Here is a 23,290-nt window from a genome sequence, read left to right on the forward strand (position 1 = left end):
GTGTCGCGGCCCACAGCCCGGCGGGCAGGTCGGAACGGGGATGCCCGGCTCCGTACGATCGAACGGTGACACCCGAGCAGCTCAGCGACGTCGTCCGGTCCGCAGTCGCGGCGGCCGTGGAGCGCGGCGTGCTCTCCGTCGCCGTCCCCGACGAGGTCGTGATCGAGCGGCCGAAGAACCCCGAGCACGGTGACTACGCCACCAACGTGGCGCTCCGGCTGGCCAAGGCCGCCGGGCGCCCGCCGCGTGAGGTCGCCGAGGTGCTGGCCGCTGAACTGCGCGGTGTCGAGGGCGTCTCGGCGGTCGACGTCGCCGGGCCCGGCTTCCTCAACGTCACGCTGGCCAAGGACGCGCTGGGCCAGATCGCCGTCCGGGTGGTCGCCGCGGGCGAGGCCTACGGGCGCACCGAGGTGCTGGCCGGGCAGCGGCTCAATCTTGAGTTCGTCTCGGCCAACCCGACCGGCCCGGTGCACATCGGCGGCACCCGGTGGGCCGCCGTCGGCGACGCCCTCGGCCGGCTGCTGACGGCCAGTGGCGCGCAGGTGACCCGGGAGTACTACTTCAACGACGCCGGCGCGCAGATCGACCGGTTCGCGCTGAGCCTGCTGGCGGCGGCGCACGGGCGGCCGGTGCCGGAGGACGGCTACGCCGGTGACTACATCGGTGAGATCGCCGCCCAGGTGGTGGCCGCCGAGCCCGGCGTGCTCGAGCTGCCCGAGGCCGACCAGCAGGAGCGGTTCCGGGTGCTCGGCGTCGACCTGATGTTCGCCGAGATCAAGCGGACGCTGGCCGACTTCGGCGTCGTCTTCGACGTGTACTTCAGCGAGCGCACGCTGCACGAGACCGGTGCGCTGGAGAAGGCGGTGGCCCGGCTGCGCGAGCAGGGTCACGTCTTCGAGGCCGACGGCGCCGTCTGGCTGCGGACGACGACCTTCGGGGACGACAAGGACCGGGTGCTGGTCAAGAGCGACGGCGAGACGACCTACTTCGCCGCCGACTGCGCCTACTACCTGGACAAGCGCGAGCGCGGCTTCGACAAGGTCGTGATCATGCTGGGCGCCGACCACCACGGCTACATCGGCCGGTACAAGGCGCTGGTCGCCGCACTCGGCGACGACCCGGACGTCAACCTCGAGATCCTGATCGGGCAACTGGTGAACCTGGTCCGGGACGGGGAGCCGCTGCGGATGAGCAAGCGGGCCGGCACGGTGGTGCTGCTGGAGGACCTGGTGGCCGCGGTCGGGGCAGATGCGGCCCGGTACGCGCTGGCCCGGGCCTCGGTCGACCAGCAGATCGACCTGGACCTGGACCTGTGGAGCCGGCAGACCAACGACAACCCGGTCTTCTACGTCCAGTACGCCCACGCCCGGATCTCCTCGCTGTTGCGCGGCGCCGCCGACCTCGGCCTGCCGCTGGGCGAGGCCGGTGACGTGGACACCGCGGCGCTCGCCCACCAGCGGGAGGGTGACCTGCTGCGGGCGCTGGGGGAGTTCCCGCGGGTGATCGCCTCGGCCGCGGAGTTGCGGGCCCCGCACCGGGTGGCCCGCTACCTGGAGGAGCTGGCCGGCACCTACCACCGGTTCTACGACTCGTGCCGGGTGCTGCCGCGCGGTGACGAGGAGGCCACCCCGGTGACCACCGCCCGGTTGTGGCTCTGCGCGGCGACCGCGACGGTGCTGCGCAACGGTCTGGCCGTGCTCGGCGTCTCCGCCCCGGAGCGGATGTGAGAGCGCACCCGGCCGGTCCGCTGCACGGCAACATCGCCCCGCCCCCGGCGGCCGGCCCGGCACCGACCGACCTCGGCGTGCTGGACCCGCAGGTCTGGCCGCGGTCGGCCCGGCGGGTCGACGGCGAGCTGGAGCTGGGTGGCCGCCGGGTGACCGACCTGGCCCGCGCGCACGGCACGCCGCTGTTCGTGCTGGACGAGGACGACTTCCGCAGCCGGGCTGCCGACTTCGCCGACGCCTTCAGCGACGCCGACGTGCACTACGCCTCCAAGGCGTTCCTCTGCGGCCAGGTGGCCCGCTGGATCGCCGACGACGGGCTGCACCTGGACGCCTGCAGCGGCAACGAGCTCGCGGTCGCGCTGGCCGCAGGCTTCCCGGCCGAGCGGATCGCGCTGCACGGCAACAACAAGTCGCTGGTCGAGCTGCAGCTCGCGGTCCACGCCGGGATCGGCCACGTGGTGCTCGACTCCTTCGACGAGATCGACCGGCTGGTGCCGCTCGGGGAGGCCCGGGTGGCCGGCGGTGGCGCGCCGGTGTCGGTGCTGATCCGGTCGACGGTGGGCATCGAGGCGCACACCCACGAGTTCATCGCCACCGCCCACGAGGACCAGAAGTTCGGCTTCTCGCTGGCCACCGGCGACGCGCTCACCGCGGCCGTCCGGGTGATCCGGGAGCCGGGGCTGCACCTGGCCGGACTGCACAGCCACATCGGCTCGCAGATCTTCGACACGGCCGGCTTCGAGGCCGCCGCGCACCGGGTCGTCGGCCTGCTGGGCCAGGTGCACCAGGCGACCGGTGAGGTGCTCGGCGAGCTCAACCTCGGCGGCGGGTTCGGCATCGCCTACCTCGCCGAGGACGACCCGGTCAGCCCCGAGGACGTTGCGGTGAAGCTGCGGTCGGTCATCGCCGCCGAGTGCGCGGCCCTCGGGCTGCCGGTGCCGCGGCTGGCCGTCGAGCCGGGCCGCGCGATCGCCGGGCCGGGCACCGTGACGCTGTACGAGATCGGCACGATCAAGCCGGTGCGGCTCGGGGCCAGTGGCGCGCCGGGCACCCCGCTGGTGCGCAACTACGTGTCCGTCGACGGCGGGATGAGCGACAACATCCGCACCGCCCTCTACGACGCCAGCTACACCTGTGTGCTGGCCAACCGCGCCTCCGACGCCCCACCCGCGCTCTGCCGGGTGGTCGGCAAGCACTGCGAGAGCGGTGACGTGCTGGTCCGCGACCTGTGGCTGCCCTCGGACGTCCAGCCCGGCGACCTGCTGGCGGTGGCCGCCACGGGCGCCTACTGCTGGTCGATGGCGAGCAACTACAACTACCTGCTGAAGCCGCCGGTGGTCGCCGTGCGGGACGGGGTGGCGACCGAGATCGTGCGACGTCAGACACTGTCCGACGTGTTCGCCCTCGATGCCGTCCTCGCCGACGTGCCCGCCCCCAGCCCGGCGATCGACCAGCCGGCGCCCGAGCACGCCGCAGGAGCCCAGTCGTGAGCGATTCCCTGAAGGTGGCCCTGCTGGGCTGCGGCACGGTGGGCGGCGCCGTCCTGCGCCTGCTGTCCGAGCAGGCCGATGACCTGACCGCCCGGATCGGGCGCCGGGTGGAGGTCGCCGGGGTCGCCGTCCGCCGTCCCGACCGGCACCCCGAGGTGCCCGCCGAGCTGCTGACCACCGACGCCGAGGAGCTGGTCACCCGGCCCGACGTCGACCTGGTGGTCGAGGTGATCGGCGGCATCGAGCCCGCCCGCACGCTGCTGCTGGCCGCCATCGGCGCCGGGAAGTCGGTGGTCAGCGCCAACAAGGCACTGCTGGCCGACGACGGCGTCGCGCTGCACGCCGCGGCCGCCGAGGCCGGCGTCGACCTCTACTACGAGGCCGCGGTCGCCGGGGCGATCCCGCTGCTGCGCCCGCTGCGCGAGTCGCTGGCCGGTGACCAGCTCCGGCGGGTGGTCGGCATCGTGAACGGGACGACGAACTACATCCTGTCCCGGATGGTCGAGACCGGGGCCGGCTTCGGCGAGGCGCTGGCCGAGGCGACCGAGGCCGGGTACGCCGAGGCCGACCCGACCGCCGACGTCGACGGGTTCGACGCCGCCGCCAAGGCCGCGATCCTGGCCTCGCTGGCCTTCCACTCCCCGGTCACCGCCGCCGACGTGTACCGCGAGGGCATCTCCGCGGTGTCCGCGACCGACGTCGCCCGGGCCGCCGAGATCGGCTGCACGGTGAAGCTGCTCGCGATCTGCGAGCGGGTCGCGGGCAGTGACGGCGCCGACGACTCCGTCGCCGTCCGGGTGCACCCGGCCATGATCCCGACCACCCACCCGCTGGCGGCGGTGGGCGGCGCGTTCAACGCCGTCTTCGTCGAGGCCGAGGCGGCCGGTGAGCTGATGTTCTACGGCCAGGGCGCCGGCGGGCAGCCGACCGCCAGCGCGGTGCTCGGCGACCTGGTCGCGGTGGCCCGCAACCGGGTGGCCGGCGTCGCCGGACCGGGGACGACGGGCTACGCCGGCCTGACCGTGCGGCCGATGGCCGACACCCCCACCCGGTACCACGTCAGCCTCGACGTCGCGGACAAGCCCGGCGTGCTGGCGACCGTCGCGCACGAGTTCGCCGCGCAGGGCGTCAGCATCGCCACGGTCCGCCAGGACGGGCACGGCGACGCCGCCACGCTGGTGATCGTGACCCACCGAGCCCCGGACGCGGCCCTGGCCACGACCGTCGCCCGGCTGCGGGAGATGTCGGCCGTCCGGGGCGTGACCAGCGTGCTGCGGGTGGAGGGGCTGTGAGTGGAGTGATCCGCGGAGGCGAACGGGTGATGTGGTCATGAGCGCTGGACTCCCGACGGGGCTGCGCGCCCCGGTCTCGCCGTACTGGCCGGGCCTGATCGAGGCCTACCGGGACCGGTTGCCGGTGAGCGCCGCGACCCCGGTGGTGACACTGCAGGAGGGCGCCACCCCGCTGCTGCCGGCGCCGGAGCTGTCCCGCCGCACCGGGTGCGAGGTCTGGCTCAAGGTCGAGGGGGCCAACCCCACCGGGTCGTTCAAGGACCGCGGCATGACCATGGCCATCTCCAAGGCCGTGGAGGAGGGCGCGCAGGCGGTGATCTGCGCCTCCACCGGCAACACCAGCGCCAGCGCGGCGGCCTACGCCGCCCGGGCCGGTCTGACCTGCGCCGTCCTGGTCCCGACCGGCAAGATCGCCACCGGCAAGCTGGCCCAGGCGCTGGTGCACGGGGCGAAGCTGCTGCAGGTCGAGGGCAACTTCGACGACTGCCTGACCCTGGCCAGCAAGCTGGCGATCGACTACCCGGTCAGCCTGGTCAACAGCGTCAACCAGTACCGCATCGAGGGCCAGAAGACGGCGTCCTTCGAGATCGTCGACGTGCTCGGCGACGCCCCCGACGTGCACTGCCTGCCCGTCGGCAACGCCGGCAACATCACCGCCTACTGGCAGGGCTACCGCGAGTACGCGGCTGACGGCCCGGCCACCCACACCCCGAAGATGTGGGGCTTCCAGGCCGCCGGCGCCGCGCCCATCGTCACCGGCCGGGTGGTCGACCGGCCCGAGACCATCGCCACCGCCATCCGGATCGGCAACCCGGCGTCCTGGACGAAGGCGCTGGACGCCCGGGACACCTCCGGTGGCCGGATCGACGCGGTCACCGACCGGGCGATCCTCGCCGCCTACCGGCTGCTGGCCCGCAGCGAGGCGGTCTTCGTCGAGCCGGCGTCGGCCGCGTCGGTGGCCGGTCTGCTGCAGGTGGCCGAGGCCGGCGGCCTCGAGCCGGGACAGCGGGTGGTCTGCACGGTCACCGGCAACGGCCTCAAGGACCCGGAGTGGGCGATCTCCGGTGCGCCGGCACCGGTCACCATCCCGGTCGACGCGGCCGCCGCCGCGGCACAGCTGGGTCTCTGAGTGGAGCAGACCGCCGCGGTCCGGATCCGCGTCCCGGCGACGAGTGCGAACCTCGGTCCGGCCTACGACTGTGCCGGGTTGGCGCTGTCCTGCTGGGACTCCCTCGACGTCGCCGTCACCGACGGTGGGCTGACCGTCGAGGTGGCGGGTGCCGGCGCCGGTGAGCTGCCGACCGACGAGTCGCACCTGGTGGTGCGCGCGTTCCGGGCCGCCTCCGCAGAGCTGGGGTGGACACCGGCCGGCCTGCGGTTGTCCGCGCGCAACACCATCCCGCAGGGCCGGGGGATGGGCTCCTCCGCCGCGGCGGTGACCGCCGGGGTCCTGGCGGCGTGGGCGCTGTGCCCCGACGTCGCCGAGGTCGACGCCGAGGCCGTGCTGCGGCTGTGCTCCGAGCTCGAGGGCCACCCGGACAACGTCGCCCCGTGCCTGCTCGGTGGGGCGACGCTGTCCTGGACGACGGCCTCCGGCGCGCGCGCCGCGCGGCTGGCCGTCGACCCGCGGATCGCCCCGGTGCTCTTCGTCCCGGCCACCACGCTGGCCACGCACCTGGCCCGGGGGCTGCTGCCCGAGACGGTGCCGCACGCCGACGCCGCACACGCCGCCGGTCGCTCCGCACTCCTGGTGCACGCGCTCACCCGCGATCCGGCCCTGCTCCTGGAGGGGACCGAGGACCGGCTGCACCAGGCGCAGCGGGCGCCGGCCATGCCCGAGAGCGCCACCCTGCTGGCCCGGCTGCGGGCCGACGGGCACGCCGCCGTCGTCTCCGGCGCCGGTCCGTGCGTGCTGGCGCTGGCGGTGCTCGGTCCCGACGAGGACGCCGGCGCGCCGGCCGCTGCGGTGCAGGTGAGAGCCCTGCAGGAGGCGACGCCGGCGGGCTGGGAGTGCCGGCCGCTGCCCGTCGACCCCACCGGCGCCGTCATCACCCCGCTGTCCGGTGATCACGATGCGGTATCGTCCGAGGCGCCTGGAACACACCCGTGACGGACTGTGTTGAAAGGTGTGTCGGCCTGTGTCTAGGCTGACGACGTAGCCGCCTCCGGGCGAGCCTCACGCGGGGCGTTGCAGACGGTCGATCCGTCGCCGTTGAACCCCTCGCAATCCACAGATCCGCGTCATCCCGGTCGATCCGACGAGTCCAACACTGGCTCTCGCGTTCCGGGGCCGGGTCACCTCCTGCGCTGGTAGGCGCAGGTCACCGCAGGGAAGGACCTGTACGTGAGCGAGAGCACCGACCTCATCGACGGCGAGCGCGACGCCGCCCCGTCCGACGAGGCAGCTGCCGGCAGCGGGACGGCTCCCCGTTCGCGCCGCCGTGGCAGCGGACTGTCCGGCATGCTGCTGCCCGAACTGCAGCGCCTGGCCGGCGAGCTGGGCATCCCCGGCACCGGCAAGATGCGCAAGAGCGACCTCGTCGCCGCGATCTCCGAGCGGCAGGTGGGCGCCGGCTCCGCCTCCGAACCGACCTCGTCCGCCGGTGCGCCGGCCAGCACCCCGAGCGTGCCCGCTCCCCGTGCCGACGAGAGCACCGCTCCGGCCGCGCCCCTGGAGGCCCCGGTCAGCGGCGGTGCGAACGGCGGTCCGGCGGCCGTCCCCAGCACCGACGCGGCTCCCGCCGACGCCGCTCCCGCCGACGCCGCTCCCGCCGACTCGGCCCCCACGGGCCGTCGCCGCCGCGGAGCCAGCCGTCCGGCCGGGGCGCCCACTGTCGACTCCCCGGCCACGGCTCCCGCCGCTCCAGTCGGCGCAGACGACACCGCGGAGCCGGCCACGGTCGAGGCGGCCGAGCCGGCCGAGTCCGACACCCGCCCCGACGGTGACCGACCGCAGCGCAGCCGCAACCGGGACCGCGCCGAGCGCGCGCCCCGGGAAGGCGGCGAGCGCGAGGAGCGGGGCAACCGGGACTCCGGCAACCGCGACTCCGACACCCGCGAGGAGCGGGGGAACCGCGACTCCGGCGAGCGTGAGGACCGCAACCGCGACTCCGGGACCCGCGACGAGCGCAACAGCCGCGAGGACCGCAACCGGGACTCCGCCGGCCGGGACGAGCGGGGCAGTCGCGAGGGTGCCGACCGTGACGGGGAGCAGCGCGGCGGACGCAACCGCAACGACGGCGAGTCCGGTCGGCCCGGCCGCAACAACCGGGACGGCAACCGCAACGACGGCCCCGGCAACCGGAACGACGGGCCTGGCAACCGGAACGACGGGCCCGGCAACCGCGGCGACGCGGGCGCCAACCGGAACGACACCCGGAACGACACCCGGAACGACGAGGACGACGACGACTTCGAGGGCGGCCGCGGTCGCCGTGGTCGTCGGTACCGCGACCGCAACCGGCGCGGCGGCAGTGCCGGTGGGCGCGAGCGCTTCGACCAGGGCGAGCCCACCGTCAGCGAGGACGACGTCCTCCTCCCGGTGGCGGGCATCCTGGACGTGCTGGACAGCTACGCGTTCGTCCGCACGTCGGGGTACCTGACCGGCCCGAACGACGTCTACGTCTCGCTGTCCCAGGTGCGTCGCTACGGCCTGCGCCGCGGCGACGCCATCACCGGCGCCGTCCGTCAGCCCCGTGAGGGCGAGAAGAAGGACAAGTACAACGCGCTGGTCCGGCTGGACTCGGTCAACGGGCTGGACCCGGAGCAGGCGCGCAACCGCCCCGAGTTCACCAAGCTGACCCCGCTCTACCCGCAGGACCGCCTGCGGCTGGAGACCGAGTCGCACCTGATGACCACCCGGCTCATCGATCTGGTCATGCCGATCGGCAAGGGCCAGCGGGCGCTGATCGTCAGCCCGCCGAAGGCCGGCAAGACGATGGTGCTGCAGTCGATCGCCAACGCGATCACGACCAACAACCCCGAGGTCCACCTCATGGTGGTGCTGGTCGACGAGCGGCCCGAAGAGGTCACCGACATGCAGCGCTCGGTGAAGGGCGAGGTCATCGCCTCGACCTTCGACCGGCCGCCGGCCGACCACACCACGGTCGCCGAGCTGTCGATCGAGCGGGCCAAGCGCCTGGTCGAGATGGGCCACGACGTCGTCGTCCTGCTGGACTCGATCACCCGGCTGGGCCGCGCCTACAACCTGGCGGCCCCCGCCAGCGGGCGCATCCTCTCCGGTGGCGTCGACTCCACGGCGCTCTACCCGCCCAAGCGCTTCCTCGGTGCGGCTCGCAACATCGAGAACGGCGGCTCGCTGACGATCATCGCCTCGGCGCTGGTCGAGACCGGTTCCACGATGGACACGGTCATCTTCGAGGAGTTCAAGGGCACCGGGAACGCCGAGATCAAGCTGGACCGGCGGCTGGCCGACAAGCGGGTCTTCCCCGCGGTCGACGTGAACGCCTCGGGCACCCGCAAGGAGGAGATCCTCCTCTCGCCCGACGAGCTGGCGATCATCATCAAGCTGCGCCGGGTGCTGTCCGCCCTGGAGCCCCAGCAGGCCCTGGAGCTGCTGCTCGACCGGATGCGCAAGACGCGCAACAACATCGAGTTCCTGATGCAGGTGCAGAAGACGACGCTGGGCGTGAACGAGAAGGACTGACGAAGGCCCCCTGCGCCCCGTCGCGAGCCAGCTCGCGGCGGGGCCCCGGCATGGGGGCCGTACACTGGGCGATCGAGCCTCTGCCGTCAGGGGTCGCCCAGTTCCCCGACGGTGCCATGACCAGCAGACTGACCAGCAGACCACGAGACCAGAGAGAGGGTGTACCGGCATGAAGGCCGACATCCACCCGCAGTACAACGTCACCGCGGTGACCTGTGGTTGCGGTAACACGTTCACCACCCGCAGCACCTCGCCGTCCGGTCAGCTGACCGTCGAGGTCTGCTCGGCGTGCCACCCCTTCTACACCGGCAAGCAGAAGATCCTGGACACCGGTGGCCGCGTCGCCCGCTTCGAGAAGCGGTTCGGCAAGCGCGCCGCCGGCACCCCGGCCGACAAGTAGCACCCCCGACGGCGCCCGCGCCGCCCTGCACCAGGGCGGCGCGGGCGCCGTCGTCATGTCCGCCTCACCCGCCCGCGGCCTGTCGGGACCGAAGACCAGAGGAGTGCCCGTGAGCAGCAGCACCGGAGCCGGCAGCGACCGGCTCGCCGGCCTGCTCGCCGAGCACCGCGAGCTGGAGGCCGAGCTCGCCGACCCGGCGGTGCACGGCGATGCCGCCCGGGCCCGTCGGCTGGGCCGGCGGTACGCCCAGCTCGCCCCGGTCGTGGAGACCGCGCGCCAGCTCGACGCCGCGACGGACGACCTCACCGCGGCCCGCGAGCTCGCCGGGGAGGACGCCTCCTTCGCCGCCGAGGCCGACGAGCTGACGGGGCGCGTCGGGGAGCTGACCGGCCGGCTCACCGAGCTGCTGCTGCCCAAGGACCCCGACGACGACAAGGACGTCATCCTCGAGATCAAGGCCGGGGAGGGCGGGGCTGAGTCGGCGCTGTTCGCCGGCGACCTGTTGCGGATGTACCTGCGCTACGCCGAGCGGCGCGGCTGGGCGACCGAGGTCCTCGACGCCGTCCCGGCCGAGCTGGGCGGGTACAAGGACGTCGCCGTGGCGATCAAGTCGCGCACCGACGAGGGCATCTTCGCCCGGCTGAAGTTCGAGGCCGGCGTGCACCGCGTGCAGCGGGTCCCGGTCACCGAGTCCCAGGGCCGGATCCACACGTCGGCGGCCGGGGTGCTCGTGCTCCCCGAGGCCGAGGAGGTCGACGTCAGCGTCGACCCGAACGACCTGCGCATCGACGTCTTCCGCTCCTCCGGGCCGGGTGGGCAGAGCGTCAACACCACCGACTCCGCGGTGCGGATCACCCACCTGCCCTCCGGGATCGTGGTGAGCTCGCAGAACGAGAAGAGCCAGCTGCAGAACCGCGAGTCGGCCCTGCGGGTGCTGCGCTCCCGGCTGCTCGCCGCCGCGCGGGAGGAGGCCGCCGCCACCGCGTCGGACCAGCGGCGCAGCCAGGTGCGGACGGTCGACCGCAGCGAGCGGGTGCGCACCTACAACTTCGCGGAGAACCGCATCGCCGACCACCGGGTCGGCTTCAAGGCGCACAACCTCGACCAGGTGCTGGACGGCGACCTCGACCCGGTCCTGGACGCGCTGACCGCGGCCGCGACCGCCGAGCTGCTGGCGGTCGGCTCCTGAGCACCACCCCGTCGACCGGCCGGGCGCTGCTCGGCGACGCCGTCCGGCGGCTCGCCGCGGCCGGCGTGGAGTCGCCCCGGGTGGACGCCGAGCTGCTGCTGGCCGCCGTCCTCGGGGTGACGCGCACGGCGCTGCTGACCCTCGGCGAGGTGCCCGGCGAGCAGGCAGCCCGGTACGCCGCACTGGTCGAGGAGCGCGCCGCCCGGGTCCCGCTGCAGCACCTCACCGGGACCGCACCCTTCCGGCAGCTCGAGCTGTCGGTCGGTCCCGGGGTCTTCGTGCCCCGCCCGGAGACCGAGCTGCTGGCCGGCTGGGTGCTGACCAGGATCGCCGGGCTGGCCGCGCCCACCGTCGTCGACCTGGGTGCGGGCTCCGGTGCGATCGCGCTCGCGGTGGCCAACGAGCACCCCGGCGCCCGGGTCGTGGCCGTCGAGCGGGACGCCGCGGCGATCGAGTGGACCCGGCACAACGCCGCGGCCCGCGCCGCGGCCGGTGACACCCCCGTCGAGGTGCTGGCCGGCGACATGACCGACCCGGCGCTGCTGTCCGAGCTGGACGGCGCCGTGGACGTCGTCGTCTCCAACCCGCCCTACGTGCCCGACGGCGCCCGGCTGCCCCGGGAGGTCACCGAGCACGATCCGCCGCTGGCGCTGTGGGGCGGGCCGGACGGGCTCGACGTCGTCCGCGGGATGCTGGGCACGGCCGCCCGCCTGCTGCGCCCCGGCGGCTGGCTGGGCATCGAGCACGCCGACCAGCAGGGGAGTGCGCTGCCGGCGCTGGTCCGGGCCCACGGCCGGTGGGCCGACGTCGCCGACCACCGTGACCTCGCCGACCGGCCGCGCTACACGACCGCCCGGTCGTCCCCGCGGGGACAGTGACAGACTCCCCAGCCGTGGCCGACGTCTTCGACTGCAGTGACCCTGACCAGCGCGAGGCGGGGCTGACCGCTGCCGCCATGGCGCTGTCCCGCGGTGAGCTCGTGCTGCTCCCGACCGACACCGTCTACGGGGTGGCCGCCGACGCGTTCACCCCGGGCGCGGTCACCCGGCTGCTGGCGGCCAAGAACCGGGGCCGCAACATGCCGGTCCCGGTGCTGGTGGGGGAGGCCTCCACGCTGGCCGGGCTGGTCGTCACCGTGCCCCAGGTGGCCCACGAGCTGGCCGCGGCCTTCTGGCCCGGCGGCCTGACCCTGGTGGTGGAGCACGCACCGTCGCTGGCGTGGGACCTCGGGGACGCCGAGGGGACGGTCGCCGTCCGGCTGCCGGACGACGACGTGACCCGGGACCTGCTGCGGCGCACCGGCCCGCTCGCGGTCTCCAGCGCCAACCGCTCCGGCCGCCCGGCCGGCACGACCGCGGCGGAGGCGGCCTACCAGCTGGGCGAGCACGCCGCGGTGGTCCTGGACGGGGGGCCGCGGACCGGCTCGGCGCCCAGCACGATCGTCGACTGCACGGCCCCGACCCCTCGGGTGCTCCGCCTGGGCGCCATCGAGCTGGAGCAGCTGCGCGAGGTCGTCCCCGACATCACGGACTGAGGAAGGACCCCGTCCTCCTCACCCCTCGCGAGCTCGGGGCGAGCCTCTGGACGGGGCCTCACCGGGCCGCACGGCGTCCGGCGGCCGTCCCGAGCGACTCACCTCACGGGCGAACGACAGCCGGCCGCGGTGCGATGCGGACCGTCGCCGCGCCACAGCGATACCGTGGTGCGACAGCCGCGCGGCCCTCATCGACGAGTGCACGCGGGCACCCGCACCGAGCAGCAGGAGTGCACCCGCGATGAGCACCCCCTACTGGGGCCCGGACTTCGACGCCCTGGCCGACTTCGACCCGGAGATCTCCGGCGTCGTCCTCGACGAGCTCGACCGGCTGCGGGGCGGCCTGCAGCTGATCGCCAGCGAGAACTTCACCAGCCCCGCCGTCCTGGCCGCGCTGGGGAGCACGCTGTCGAACAAGTACGCCGAGGGCTACCCGGGGCGCCGGTACTACGGCGGCTGCGAGGTCGTCGACCGGGCCGAGGAGATCGGCATCGCCCGGGGCAAGGAGCTGTTCGGCGCCGAGCACGTCAACCTTCAGCCGCACTCCGGTGCCAGCGCCAACCTGGCGGCCTACGGTGCCTTCCTGCAGCCCGGCGACACCCTGCTGGGCATGGCGCTGCCGCACGGCGGGCACCTCACCCACGGCACCAAGGTCTCCTTCTCCGGCAAGTGGTTCAACGCCGTCCAGTACGGGGTCGACGAGAAGACCGAGCACATCGACTACGACCAGGTGCGCGACCTCGCCCGCGAGCACCGGCCCAAGCTGATCGTCGCCGGTGGCTCGGCGATCCCGCGGCTGATCGACTTCGCCGCCTTCCGGGAGATCGCCGACGAGGTGGGCGCGATCTTCATGGTCGACGCGGCGCACTTCATCGGCCTGGTGGCCGGCAAGGCGATCCCCTCGCCAGTGCCCTACGCCGACGTCGTCACCTTCACCACGCACAAGGTGCTGCGCGGCCCCCGTGGCGGGGCGATCGTCTGCAAGGCCGAGCACGCCAAGGCCATCGACAAGTCGGCCTTCCCGATGATGCAGGGCGGCCCGCTCATGCACGCCATCGCGGCCAAGGCGGTGAACCTCAAGGAGTGTCTGCAGCCGGAGTACCAGGCCTACGCCCGACAGGTGATCACCAACGCCCAGGCGCTCACCGAGGGCCTGGCCGCCGAGGGCCTGCGGCCGGTCGCCGGCGGCACCGACACCCACCTGGCGCTGCTGGACCTGCGCGAGGTCACCGACACCGCCGGCGAGCTGGTCACCGGCAAGGTCGCCGAGGCCCGCTGCGACGCGGCCGGCATCGTGCTGAACAAGAACGCCATCCCCTTCGACCCGCAGCCGGCCTCGGTCGCCTCCGGCGTCCGGGTCGGCAGCCCCTCGGTCACCACCCAGGGCATGGTGGAGGACGACATGAAGTCGATCGCCTCGCTCATCGGCACCGCGATCCGGGACGCCGACGGCTCCCGGACGACCCAGGTCGCGGCCGGGGTGCGCGAGCTGGTCGGCGCCCACCCTGCCTACCCCGAGCCCACGCGCGTCGGCTGAGCCGTGCGCGAGTACGCCGTCGTCCTCCTCGCCGCCGCGCTGGTCACCTTCCTGGCCACGCCTGTGGTGCGGGTGGCGGCGGTCCGGTTCCGGGTGATGGCGGCGGTCCGTGACCGCGACGTGCACGTCATCCCCACCCCGCGGGGCGGGGGAGTGGCGATGTACCTCGGCGTCGCGGCCGGCGTCCTGGTCGCCTCGCAGCTGCCCTCGCTGCAGCGCAGCTTCGAGTTCAGCACCCAGACGATCGCCGTCCTGGTGGCCGGCGGGCTGATCTGCGCGCTGGGGGTGCTCGACGACCGGTTCGGCCTGGACGCGCTCACCAAGCTGACCGGCCAGATCGCCGCGGCCGGGGTGATGGTGCTGCTCGGCGTGCAGCTGGCCTACGTGTTCCTGCCGGTCGCCGACATCGGCACCCTCTCCCTGGGCCCGGACGTCGGGGTGCCGGCGACGATCCTGCTGACCGTCCTGACGGTCAACGCGCTGAACTTCATCGACGGGCTGGACGGGCTGGCGGCCGGGGTCTCGGCGATCGCGGCGCTGGCCTTCTTCGCCTACAGCTACCACCTGGGGCTGGTCGGCTTCGACGACGTGGCCAGCGCACCGGCGCTGATCACCGCCGTGCTGGCGGGGGCCTGTCTGGGCTTCCTGCCGCACAACTTCAGCCCGGCCCGGATCTTCATGGGCGACTCCGGCTCGATGCTGGTCGGGCTGATGCTGTCGGCCGCCGCGGTCTCGGCCACCGGGCAGACCGACTCGCAGACCCTCGGCTCGGCGGCCAGCCTGCTGCCGCTGACGCTGCCGCTGCTCGTGCCGATCGCCGTGCTGTTCATCCCGTTCATCGACCTGCTGATGGCCGTGGTGCGCCGCACCCGGCGGGGACAGTCGCCGTTCAGTCCGGACAAGATGCACCTGCACCACCGGCTGCTGTCGATCGGCCACTCGCACCGCCGGGCCGTCCTGATCATGTACTTCTGGGCCGCGCTGCTGAGCTTCGGCGCCGTCGCCCTGTCCATCACCGGTGGCACCGTCGAGGTCCTGGTCATCGTGGGCGCGCTGCTCGTGGTGGGCGTCGTCGTCGTGCTGAGTCCACGCGCCCGCCGGGCGGCGATCGCGGCCCGTGAGGCCGAGCTCGCGGCGATGAAGGAGCGCAGCCGCGCCGCGCACCCCGCCAGCCGTGCCGTCCGGGACGGCGCCGGGACGACGCGCCCCCCGACCCCGGTCGCACCGTCCACCCCGGCCGGGGTGCGCCGATGAGCGGCACCCGGGCGACCGGTGACGCACCCTGGGACCTGTCCTTCCTCCGGATCGGGCTGCTGGTCACCGCGGTGGCGACCGCGGTGGCGGCCGTCGCCGTCGGCGTGGCCCTGACCTGGGCGGATGCGCTGACCGTGGTCATCGGTGCGACCGTCGTGACGGCGTTCTTCTGCGTCTCCGGGCTGGTCGTCGCGTGGGCCGGCAAGGTGGACGACACCTGGACGATGCCGGCGGCGCTGGGCACGTTCGGGCTCAAGGCGCTGGTGCTCTTCCCGCTGCTGACCGGCCTCCCGGCCGACGGGTGGCCGGACCGCCAGGTGCTGGCCTGGACGGTGGTCGCCGGCGCGCTGTTGTGGAGCGGTGTGCAGCTGCGCTGGGTCTGGACCCGGCAGTTGTTCTACGTCCCACCGCCGACCCCACCGGGGGAGCGGCGGCATTCCCCGGAAAACCCGGCGCCGCGCGGCTGATAGTGTCCGAAGCGATGGCCGAGGACACCTCCGAACCTGGGGGCGCACGACCACGACCTGCGCGTCCAGCTCGTCAGCCCAGCGGGGCCGACATGGGCTGGGCGGTCACCGGGACGCTCCTGTCCGGGATGGCGGTGTGGGGCGGGGTCGGGTGGCTGATCGACCAGTGGCTGGACACGCGAGTGTTCTTCCCGGTCGGGATCATCCTCGGCGTGGCAGTGGCCATCTACGTGGTGGTCAAGACATACGGCGAACCCGATCCGGCCTCCGGGCGGGACGCCGGACACCCCCCGGGCGGACGACGGAGCCGGCCCAGGACGCAGAAGGGACAACGGTGACCTCCAGCGCCCACGCGCTCGGCGACGTGCTCGCTGTGGAGAGCGACCCCGGCGGCGGCTTCACGCCCCCGGGCATCGGTGAGTTCTACCCCGAGGTTCTGACCAGCTTCTCCGTGCTGGGTGTCGGCTTCGAGATCACCCGGATCACGATCATCGCCTGGGTGGCCACGCTGGCCATGATCGCCTTCCTGGTGGCCACGGTCCGCAAGCCGGAGATCGTCCCCGGCAAGATGCAGTTCATCGGGGAGACCGGCTACTCGTTCATCCGCGACGGGATCGCCCGGGACGTCGTCGGCCCCAAGGGCCTGCCGTTCGCCCCGTTCCTCGCCTCGCTGTTCTTCTTCATCCTGGCGAACAACCTGATGGCGATCATCCCCTTCGCCCAGATCTCGCCGATGTCGAAGTTCGCGTTCCCGCTGGTGCTGGCGCTCATCTGCTGGGTCGTCTACATCGTGGTCGGGATCAAGAACCAGGGGCTGTGGCCCTACTTCCGGGACATCATGTTCCTGCCCGGCGTGCCGAAGCCGATGTACCTGCTGATCACGCCGCTGGAACTGCTGCAGAACTTCATCGTGCGGCCGTTCACGCTGGCGATCCGACTCTTCGCGAACATGTTCGCCGGCCACATGCTGCTGGTGACGTTCGCCCTCGGAGCCACCTACCTGCTGTCGGTCGGCAACTTCTCGGCCGTGTTCGGGCCGATCTCCGCGCTGATGGCGATCGTGATGACGTTCTTCGAGCTGCTGGTCATCTTCCTGCAGGCCTACGTCTTCACGATGCTGATGGGCACCTACCTCAACGGCTCCGTCGAAGCGGCCCACTGACCCGCACCACGGTGGCCCGCGCGCCGGGCCGCTCCCATGAACTGCACCACCCGCAGGACCCCGCCAGCCGCCCGGTGACCACCGGGCGACGACACAGGAGGAACACCCCGCAATGATCGAGGTACTCGCAGAGCTCGAGGGCAGCATCGGTTCGGTCGGCTACGGCATCGCCACGATCGGCCCCGGCATCGGTGTGGGCCTCGTCTGGGCCGCCTACATCCAGGCCACCGCACGTCAGCCCGAGTCGGCCGGCCTGACCCGTACCTACGCCTTCCTGGGCTTCGCCCTGGCCGAGGCGCTGGCACTGATCGGCTTCGTCGCCCCCCTCGTCTACGGCACCTGATCCGCACTCGTCGGACGAGTTCGGTCACTGACACCCAGACGAGGACGTTGAGAGCATGAGCATCCTGGCTGCGGAGAGCGCGAACCCGCTCCTCCCGCCCTTCGGCGAGATCATCGTCGGCTTGATCGCCTTCGCGGTCCTGCTGTTCGTGGTGGTCAAGTTCGTCGCGCCACGGTTCGAGCAGGTCTTCCAGGCCCGGCGCGCTGCGATCGAGGGCGGGATCGAGCGGGCCGAGGCCATGCAGGCCGAGGCCAAGGCAGCGCTGGAGCAGTACCGGGCCCAGCTCGCCGAGGCCCGCAACGAGGCCGCCCAGATCCGGGACTCCGCCCGGGCCGAGGGGCAGCAGATCATCGAGCAGCTGCGCACCCAGGCCCAGGAGGAGTCGGCCCGGATCGTGGCCCGCGGCGAGGAGCAGCTCACTGCCTCCCGTCAGCAGGTCGTGGCCGAGCTGCGTGGCCAGATCGGCAGCCTCGCCGTCGAGCTGGCCGGCCGGGTGGTCGGCGAGTCCCTGGCCGACGACGCCCGCCGCAGCGGGACCGTCGACCGGTTCCTCGACGAGCTGGACCAGATGGCCGCGAGCAACCCCGCCGGGAACGGCGCGGTGCAGCCGGCGGAGGGCGCCAACACCGGCAGCTCGGTGTACGTCCCCGAGGGCAAGCGCTGATGCACGCCTCCAGCCGGGCCGCGATGGAGGAGTCGCGGGCGAGCCTCCAGGAGAAGTCGCAGGGGGCTCGCAGCCGCAACCACGGTGACGTCCTGCTCACCCTGGCCGACGAGCTCTTCGCGGTGGCGAACCTGCTGGACAGCCAGCCGTCGCTGCGGCGCGCGCTGTCGGACGCCTCCGTGCGGCCCGACGACCGCGCCGGCCTGGCTCAGCGGCTGCTCTCCGGCCAGCTCGGTGCCGACACCCTGTCGGTCGTCGAGACGGTCGCCCGGCAGCGCTGGTCCCGCCCGCGGGACCTCGTGGAGGCCACCGAGACCCTCGGCACCGAGGCGGCCCTGGATGCCGCCGACGCGCGTGGCGAGCTGGAGGGGGTGGAGGACGAGCTGTTCCGCTTCGGCCGCATCGTGGCCGGTGACGCCGACCTCGCCCGCATCCTGGGTGACCGGTCCGCGCCGCGGGAGGGCAAGACCGCCCTCCTCGACCGGCTGCTCTCCGGCCGGGTCAGCCCGGTGACCGAGCGGCTGGTGCGGAACGCACTGACCAGCTCGCACGTGCACAACCCGGAGAACGAGGTCGAGCGGCTGTCCACGATGGCCGCGCGCCGCCGGGGACGTTCGGTCGCCCACGTGACCTCCGCCGTCCCGTTGACGGCCGCGCAGGAGCAGCGGCTCATCGACGTGCTCGGCCGGCTCTACGGGCGGACGATGGGCCTGCAGGTCCAGGTCGACCCCGACGTGCTCGGTGGCCTGGTCGTCCGGGTGGACGACGAGGTCATCAACGGCAGCATCGCTGCGCGACTCGAGGCCAGCGGCCGGCGGCTCGCCGGCTGAACCAGCTCGACCGGCACCGCCGCACCGCACCACCACAGACACCAGCAGGAAGAGGACGCAGAGCCATGGCCGAGCTGACGATCTCCGCGGACGAGATCCGCAGTGCCATCCAGAACTACGTCACCGACTACACCCCGGACGTCTCCCGGGAAGAGGTCGGGGTCGTCACCGAGTCCGGCGACGGGATCGCCCGGGTCGAGGGCCTGCCCTCGGTCATGACCAACGAGCTGCTCGAGTTCGAGGGCGGCGTGCGTGGCCTGGCCCTGAACCTCGACGTGCGCGAGGTCGGCGTCGTCATCCTGGGTGACTTCTCCGGCATCGAGGAGGGCCAGACGGTCCGCCGGACCGGCGAGGTCCTCTCGGTCCCCGTCGGCGACGGCTTCCTCGGCCGGGTCGTCGACCCGCTGGGCAACGCCATCGACGGCGGCAGCCCGATCGAGACCACCACCCGGCGCGCCCTGGAGCTGCAGGCGCCGACCGTGGTGCAGCGGCAGTCGGTGCACGAGCCGATGCAGACCGGCATCAAGGCCATCGACGCCATGACGCCGATCGGCCGCGGTCAGCGGCAGCTGATCATCGGCGACCGGCAGACCGGCAAGTCGGCGATCGCGCTGGACACGATCATCAACCAGAAGCAGGCCTGGGCGACCGGTGACCCGGCCCAGCAGGTGCGCTGCATCTACGTGGCGGTCGGCCAGAAGGGGTCGACGATCGCGGCGACCAAGGCCGCGCTCGAGGACGCCGGCGCGTTGGAGTACACGACCATCGTCGCCGCCCCCGCCTCCGAGGCCGCCGGCTTCAAGTACATCGCCCCCTACACCGGCTCGGCCATCGGCCAGCACTGGATGTACGAGGGCAAGCACGTCCTCATCGTGTTCGACGACCTGTCCAAGCAGGCCGAGGCCTACCGCGCCGTGTCGCTGCTGCTGCGCCGCCCGCCGGGCCGTGAGGCCTACCCCGGCGACGTCTTCTACTTGCACTCCCGCCTGCTGGAGCGTTGCGCCAAGCTGAACGACGAGCTGGGTGCGGGCTCGATGACCGGTCTGCCGCTCATCGAGACCAAGGGCAACGACGTCTCGGCGTACATCCCGACCAACGTCATCTCGATCACCGACGGCCAGATCTTCCTGGAGACCGGCCTCTTCAACTCCGGTGTCCGCCCGGCGATCAACGTGGGCGTGTCGGTGTCCCGGGTCGGCGGTTCGGCGCAGATCAAGGCGATGAAGTCGGTCGCCGGTCGACTGCGCCTGGACCTGGCCCAGTTCCGAGAGCTGGAGGCCTTCGCCTCCTTCTCCTCCGACCTGGATGCCTCCAGCCGGGCGACCCTGGAGCGGGGGCAGCGTCTGGTCGAGCTGCTCAAGCAGGGCCAGTACTCCCCGTACCCGGTCGAGCGCGAGGTCGTCTCGCTGTGGCTGGGCACCACCGGGAAGCTGGACAAGGTGCCGGTGGCCGACGTCCGCCGCTTCGAGTCGGAGTTCCTGGAGTTCGTCGACCGGGGCGACAACGTCGTCTTCGACTCGATCCGGACCTCGAAGAAGCTCGAGGACGACACCATCGCCAGCCTCGAGTCCGCGGTCGAGACCTTCTACGGTCGGTTCACGACCTCCGACGGTGAGTCGCTGCAGGTCAACGAGCCCGAGGCCGAGGCCATGGACGCTCGTGAGCGGGGCCAGGAGACCGTCCAGGTCAAGCGGGCCGGCTGACGATGGCTGGTTCCCTCCGCGCGCTGCGCCGCCGGATCCGCTCCACCCAGTCGACGAAGAAGATCTTCTCGGCTCAGGAGCTGATCGCTGCCGCGCGCATCGTCCGTGCCCAGGCCCGGGTGGAGGCCTCCAAGCCCTACGCCCGGGAGATCACCCGCGTGCTGTCGGCGCTGGCGGGCTCGGCGAGCCTGGACCACCCGCTGCTGACCGACCGGGAGAACCCCCGGCGGGTCGCCGTCCTGGTGGTCACCTCCGACCGTGGGTTCGCCGGCTCGTACAACGTCAACGTGCTGCGCCGGACCGAGGAGCTCCTCGCCCTGCTCCGCGACGAGGGCAAGGAGCCGCTGCTCTACGTCGTCGGACGCAAGGGCGAGACGTACTACCGGTTCCGCGACCGGGACGTGGAGGAGACCTGGAGCGGGTTCTCCGAGCAGCCCGGGTACGAGAACGCGCAGGACATCGGCCGCACCCTCATCGCCGCCTTCACCGCAGGTGAGGACGACGACGAGACCGGCGGCGGTGCCGACGACGTGCTCGGCGTGGACGAACTGCACATCGTCTACACCGAGTTCCGCTCCCTGCTCTCCCAGGTGCCGGTGGCCAACCGCATGGCGCCACTGGTCGTGGAGGAGGTCGACGAGCTGCGGGACGACCGCGACGCACAGGTCGAGGAGTCGCGCAGCTCCGACATCACGCCGTCGTACGAGTTCGAGCCGTCGCCCGAGCAGTTGCTGGACGCGTTGCTGCCGAAGTACGTGACCACCCGGATCTACGCGGCGCTGCTCGAGGCAGCCGCCTCGGAGTCGGCGTCGCGCCGCCGGGCGATGAAGTCGGCGTCGGACAACGCCGAGGAGCTGGCCAAGAACCTCTCCCGGCAGGCCAACGCGGCCCGTCAGGCGGAGATCACCCAGGAGATCAGCGAGATCGTCGGCGGTGCTGACGCACTCGTGTCGGCCAACGCCGACGACTGAGCCACCCGCCCCGTCCGCGGCACCGACCGCCGCGGACGGGGACCATCAAGACGCGAGACCACCGAGCCCGAGGGCAGGAGAGCAGCACAGATGACCGTCACCGAGGAACGTCCGTCCAGCCAGGAGACCGTCGGCGCAGGCCGCGTCGTCCGGGTCACGGGCCCGGTCGTCGACGTCGAGTTCCCCCGCGACGCGATGCCCGAGCTCTTCAACGCCCTCAAGGTCGAGGTCACCCTCGCCGACCTGGGCAAGACGCTGACCCTCGAGGTCGCCCAGCACCTGGGCGACAACGTGGTCCGCACCATCTCGATGGCCCCGACCGACGGTCTGGTCCGCGGCGCCCCGGTGAGCGACACCGGGTCCCCGATCATGGTGCCCGTCGGCGACGTGGTGACCGGCCACGTGTTCAACGCCCTGGGGGAGTGCCTGGACACCCCGGGCTACGCCGAGGACGCCCTGCACTGGTCGATCCACCGCAACGCGCCCAAGTTCGACCAACTGGAAGGCCGTACCGAGCTGCTGGAGACGGGGATCAAGGTCATCGACCTGCTGACCCCCTACGTCCGCGGTGGGAAGATCGGCCTCTTCGGCGGTGCCGGTGTCGGCAAGACGGTGCTCATCCAGGAGATGATCCGTCGCGTCGCCCAGGAGTTCGGTGGTGTGTCGGTGTTCGCCGGCGTCGGGGAGCGCACCCGTGAGGGCAACGACCTCATCACCGAGATGACCGAGTCCGGTGTCATCAACTCGACTGCACTGGTCTTCGGCCAGATGGACGAGCCGCCGGGCACCCGGCTCCGCGTGGCCCTGTCGGCCCTGACGATGGCGGAGTACTTCCGCGACGAGCAGGACCAGGACGTGCTGCTCTTCATCGACAACATCTTCCGGTTCACCCAGGCCGGCTCCGAGGTCTCCACGCTGCTGGGGCGCATGCCCTCCGCGGTGGGCTACCAGCCGACCCTGGCCGACGAGATGGGCACTCTCCAGGAGCGGATCACCTCCACGCGGGGTCGGTCCATCACCTCGCTGCAGGCGATCTACGTGCCCGCCGACGACATCACCGACCCGGCGCCGCACACCACGTTCGCCCACCTCGACGCGACGACCGTGCTCTCCCGGCCGATCTCGGAGAAGGGCATCTACCCGGCCGTCGACCCGCTGGACTCCACCAGCCGGATCCTTGACGCGCAGTACATCGGGCAGGAGCACTACGACACCGCCCGTGAGGTCCAGCGGATCCTGCAGCGTTACCAGGAGCTGCAGGACATCATCGCGATCCTCGGCATCGACGAGCTCGGCGAAGAGGACAAGCTCACCGTCAACCGCGCCCGTCGCATCGAGCGGTTCCTCTCGCAGAACATGTTCGTCGCCGAGGCGTTCACCGGGCAGCCCGGGTCCTACGTCCCGCTCACCGAGACGCTGGAGGCCTTCAAGGCCCTGACGGTGGGCGACTACGACCACGTCCCGGAGCAGGCCTTCTTCATGTGCGGTGGCCTCGAGGACCTCGAGCGGAACTACGACAAGCTCAAGAAGAGCTGAGGAGGACCCCCTCGCCCTGCGAGGGGGCCGTTCCAGCACCTCGCCACGGCCGGGCATCCCTTCGGGGGTGCCCGGCTGTCGCGCTTCCCGGCCGTGACGGTCTGCGTGCGCACGGCGCCGCTGTGCTGGCGGCACGCCATCCGTTCGAGTGGCCGGGAGCGCAGGGCCTCAAGTTCGGGTGGCCAGGTGACGAACATGTGCTCCGGTACGTCCGAGCGGCGGGCGTCACGCACAGGAGTACGACTCGTGCACACCAGAATGACCTCTCTGGTCCCCGGCACACGCCGGCTGTCACCGGGGCCTTCCAGGGAGGCCGACGACCGGCCGCTCCCTGACGACGTCCTGGAGTGGAGCTGGCCGCCGTACGCACCGCTGCCCGTGGACAGCGAGCCATTCGACACGGCGGAGTGGGCACCGCCGTCGGTGGTGTGGCACCCTCAGCTGCGGCTGGGGCGCTGGACGGTCGTCTACCGCCGCACCGTCTGCTGACGGAACTCACCACCCGCCGGCCCGCGACGTGGTCGG

At 72.6% G+C, this 23,290-nt stretch carries 20 protein-coding genes; all 20 read left to right on the plus strand.

All coding sequences use genetic code 11. From position 1 onward, the window contains the following. The first annotated feature begins 65 nt into the window (after positions 1-65). The 20 genes from argS (at position 66) to atpD (ending at position 22,765) form a co-directional block, all read left to right on the plus strand. On the plus strand, positions 66-1,727 hold the full coding sequence (gene argS / locus O2W15_RS13740) for an arginine--tRNA ligase (RefSeq protein WP_269164673.1): 1,662 nt from the start codon (positions 66-68) through the stop codon (positions 1,725-1,727). Continuing rightward, positions 1,724-3,217 (plus strand): diaminopimelate decarboxylase, encoded by a 1,494-nt coding sequence (lysA, locus tag O2W15_RS13745; RefSeq protein WP_269179812.1) that lies wholly within the window; start codon positions 1,724-1,726, stop codon positions 3,215-3,217. The genes argS and lysA overlap by 4 nt, the downstream gene beginning before the upstream one ends. Then, a complete protein-coding gene (locus O2W15_RS13750; RefSeq protein ID WP_269164675.1) occupies positions 3,214-4,509 on the plus strand; it encodes a homoserine dehydrogenase in 1,296 nt (431 codons plus the stop codon). Before lysA ends, O2W15_RS13750 begins: the two co-directional genes overlap by 4 nt. A gap of 37 nt (positions 4,510-4,546) precedes the next feature. Next, positions 4,547-5,638, plus strand: coding sequence for a threonine synthase (gene thrC, locus O2W15_RS13755; protein ID WP_269164676.1), 1,092 nt, complete (start codon positions 4,547-4,549; stop codon positions 5,636-5,638). Further along, the gene (gene thrB / locus O2W15_RS13760; RefSeq protein ID WP_269179813.1) at positions 5,639-6,619 is read left to right on the plus strand and encodes a homoserine kinase; all 981 of its coding nucleotides are present in this window, start codon (positions 5,639-5,641) and stop codon (positions 6,617-6,619) included. 234 nt (positions 6,620-6,853) lie between these two features. Further along, complete coding sequence (gene rho, locus O2W15_RS13765) at positions 6,854-9,175, plus strand: transcription termination factor Rho (protein ID WP_269179814.1); 2,322 nt, start codon at positions 6,854-6,856, stop codon at positions 9,173-9,175. Between the two features lie 169 nt (positions 9,176-9,344). Next, a complete protein-coding gene (gene rpmE, locus O2W15_RS13770; RefSeq protein ID WP_269164679.1) occupies positions 9,345-9,575 on the plus strand; it encodes a 50S ribosomal protein L31 in 231 nt (76 codons plus the stop codon). Positions 9,576-9,684: 109 nt separating this feature from the next. Further along, complete coding sequence (prfA, locus tag O2W15_RS13775) at positions 9,685-10,764, plus strand: peptide chain release factor 1 (protein WP_269164680.1); 1,080 nt, start codon at positions 9,685-9,687, stop codon at positions 10,762-10,764. 26 nt (positions 10,765-10,790) lie between these two features. Continuing rightward, positions 10,791-11,642, plus strand: coding sequence for a peptide chain release factor N(5)-glutamine methyltransferase (gene prmC / locus O2W15_RS13780; RefSeq protein WP_269179941.1), 852 nt, complete (start codon positions 10,791-10,793; stop codon positions 11,640-11,642). Between the two features lie 14 nt (positions 11,643-11,656). After that, the gene (locus O2W15_RS13785) at positions 11,657-12,298 is read left to right on the plus strand and encodes an L-threonylcarbamoyladenylate synthase (RefSeq protein WP_269164681.1); all 642 of its coding nucleotides are present in this window, start codon (positions 11,657-11,659) and stop codon (positions 12,296-12,298) included. Positions 12,299-12,539: 241 nt separating this feature from the next. Then, positions 12,540-13,835, plus strand: a complete 1,296-nt coding sequence (gene glyA / locus O2W15_RS13790; protein ID WP_269179815.1) for a serine hydroxymethyltransferase — start codon at positions 12,540-12,542, stop codon at positions 13,833-13,835. 3 nt (positions 13,836-13,838) lie between these two features. Beyond that, positions 13,839-15,089: a glycosyltransferase family 4 protein gene (locus O2W15_RS13795; protein ID WP_269164684.1), complete on the plus strand. Its 1,251-nt coding sequence runs from the start codon at positions 13,839-13,841 to the stop codon at positions 15,087-15,089. Continuing rightward, a complete protein-coding gene (locus O2W15_RS13800) occupies positions 15,086-15,556 on the plus strand; it encodes a hypothetical protein (protein ID WP_269179816.1) in 471 nt (156 codons plus the stop codon). Before O2W15_RS13795 ends, O2W15_RS13800 begins: the two co-directional genes overlap by 4 nt. Positions 15,557-15,890: 334 nt before the next feature. Continuing rightward, a complete protein-coding gene (gene atpB, locus O2W15_RS13805; protein ID WP_036340177.1) occupies positions 15,891-16,718 on the plus strand; it encodes a F0F1 ATP synthase subunit A in 828 nt (275 codons plus the stop codon). Positions 16,719-16,830: 112 nt separating this feature from the next. Then, positions 16,831-17,061: an ATP synthase F0 subunit C gene (atpE, locus tag O2W15_RS13810; protein ID WP_014377627.1), complete on the plus strand. Its 231-nt coding sequence runs from the start codon at positions 16,831-16,833 to the stop codon at positions 17,059-17,061. 55 nt (positions 17,062-17,116) lie between these two features. After that, on the plus strand, positions 17,117-17,725 hold the full coding sequence (locus O2W15_RS13815) for a F0F1 ATP synthase subunit B (RefSeq protein ID WP_269179817.1): 609 nt from the start codon (positions 17,117-17,119) through the stop codon (positions 17,723-17,725). Then, positions 17,725-18,555, plus strand: a complete 831-nt coding sequence (locus tag O2W15_RS13820; protein ID WP_269164687.1) for a F0F1 ATP synthase subunit delta — start codon at positions 17,725-17,727, stop codon at positions 18,553-18,555. The genes O2W15_RS13815 and O2W15_RS13820 overlap by 1 nt, the downstream gene beginning before the upstream one ends. Positions 18,556-18,620: 65 nt before the next feature. Continuing rightward, positions 18,621-20,258 carry a F0F1 ATP synthase subunit alpha gene (atpA, locus tag O2W15_RS13825; protein WP_269164688.1) on the plus strand — a complete coding sequence of 546 codons (1,638 nt, stop codon included), beginning with the start codon at positions 18,621-18,623 and terminating at the stop codon, positions 20,256-20,258. A gap of 2 nt (positions 20,259-20,260) precedes the next feature. Beyond that, a complete protein-coding gene (locus tag O2W15_RS13830; protein ID WP_269164689.1) occupies positions 20,261-21,229 on the plus strand; it encodes a F0F1 ATP synthase subunit gamma in 969 nt (322 codons plus the stop codon). A 90-nt stretch (positions 21,230-21,319) separates the two neighbouring features. Beyond that, positions 21,320-22,765, plus strand: coding sequence for a F0F1 ATP synthase subunit beta (atpD, locus tag O2W15_RS13835; protein WP_036340163.1), 1,446 nt, complete (start codon positions 21,320-21,322; stop codon positions 22,763-22,765). Positions 22,766-23,290: the final 525 nt, after the last annotated feature.

The organism is Modestobacter sp. VKM Ac-2979 (assembly GCF_026967995.1).
Classification (GTDB): domain Bacteria; phylum Actinomycetota; class Actinomycetes; order Mycobacteriales; family Geodermatophilaceae; genus Modestobacter.

Coding starts and splice junctions, on each gene's coding strand:
- thrC (WP_269164676.1), top strand. CDS start 4,547: ATGAGCGCTGGACTCCCGACGGGGCTGCGCGCCCCGGTCTCGCCGTAC.
- rpmE (WP_269164679.1), top strand. CDS start 9,345: ATGAAGGCCGACATCCACCCGCAGTACAACGTCACCGCGGTGACCTGT.
- glyA (WP_269179815.1), top strand. CDS start 12,540: ATGAGCACCCCCTACTGGGGCCCGGACTTCGACGCCCTGGCCGACTTC.
- O2W15_RS13800 (WP_269179816.1), top strand. CDS start 15,086: ATGAGCGGCACCCGGGCGACCGGTGACGCACCCTGGGACCTGTCCTTC.
- atpE (WP_014377627.1), top strand. CDS start 16,831: ATGATCGAGGTACTCGCAGAGCTCGAGGGCAGCATCGGTTCGGTCGGC.
- O2W15_RS13815 (WP_269179817.1), top strand. CDS start 17,117: ATGAGCATCCTGGCTGCGGAGAGCGCGAACCCGCTCCTCCCGCCCTTC.
- O2W15_RS13820 (WP_269164687.1), top strand. CDS start 17,725: ATGCACGCCTCCAGCCGGGCCGCGATGGAGGAGTCGCGGGCGAGCCTC.
- atpA (WP_269164688.1), top strand. CDS start 18,621: ATGGCCGAGCTGACGATCTCCGCGGACGAGATCCGCAGTGCCATCCAG.
- O2W15_RS13830 (WP_269164689.1), top strand. CDS start 20,261: ATGGCTGGTTCCCTCCGCGCGCTGCGCCGCCGGATCCGCTCCACCCAG.
- atpD (WP_036340163.1), top strand. CDS start 21,320: ATGACCGTCACCGAGGAACGTCCGTCCAGCCAGGAGACCGTCGGCGCA.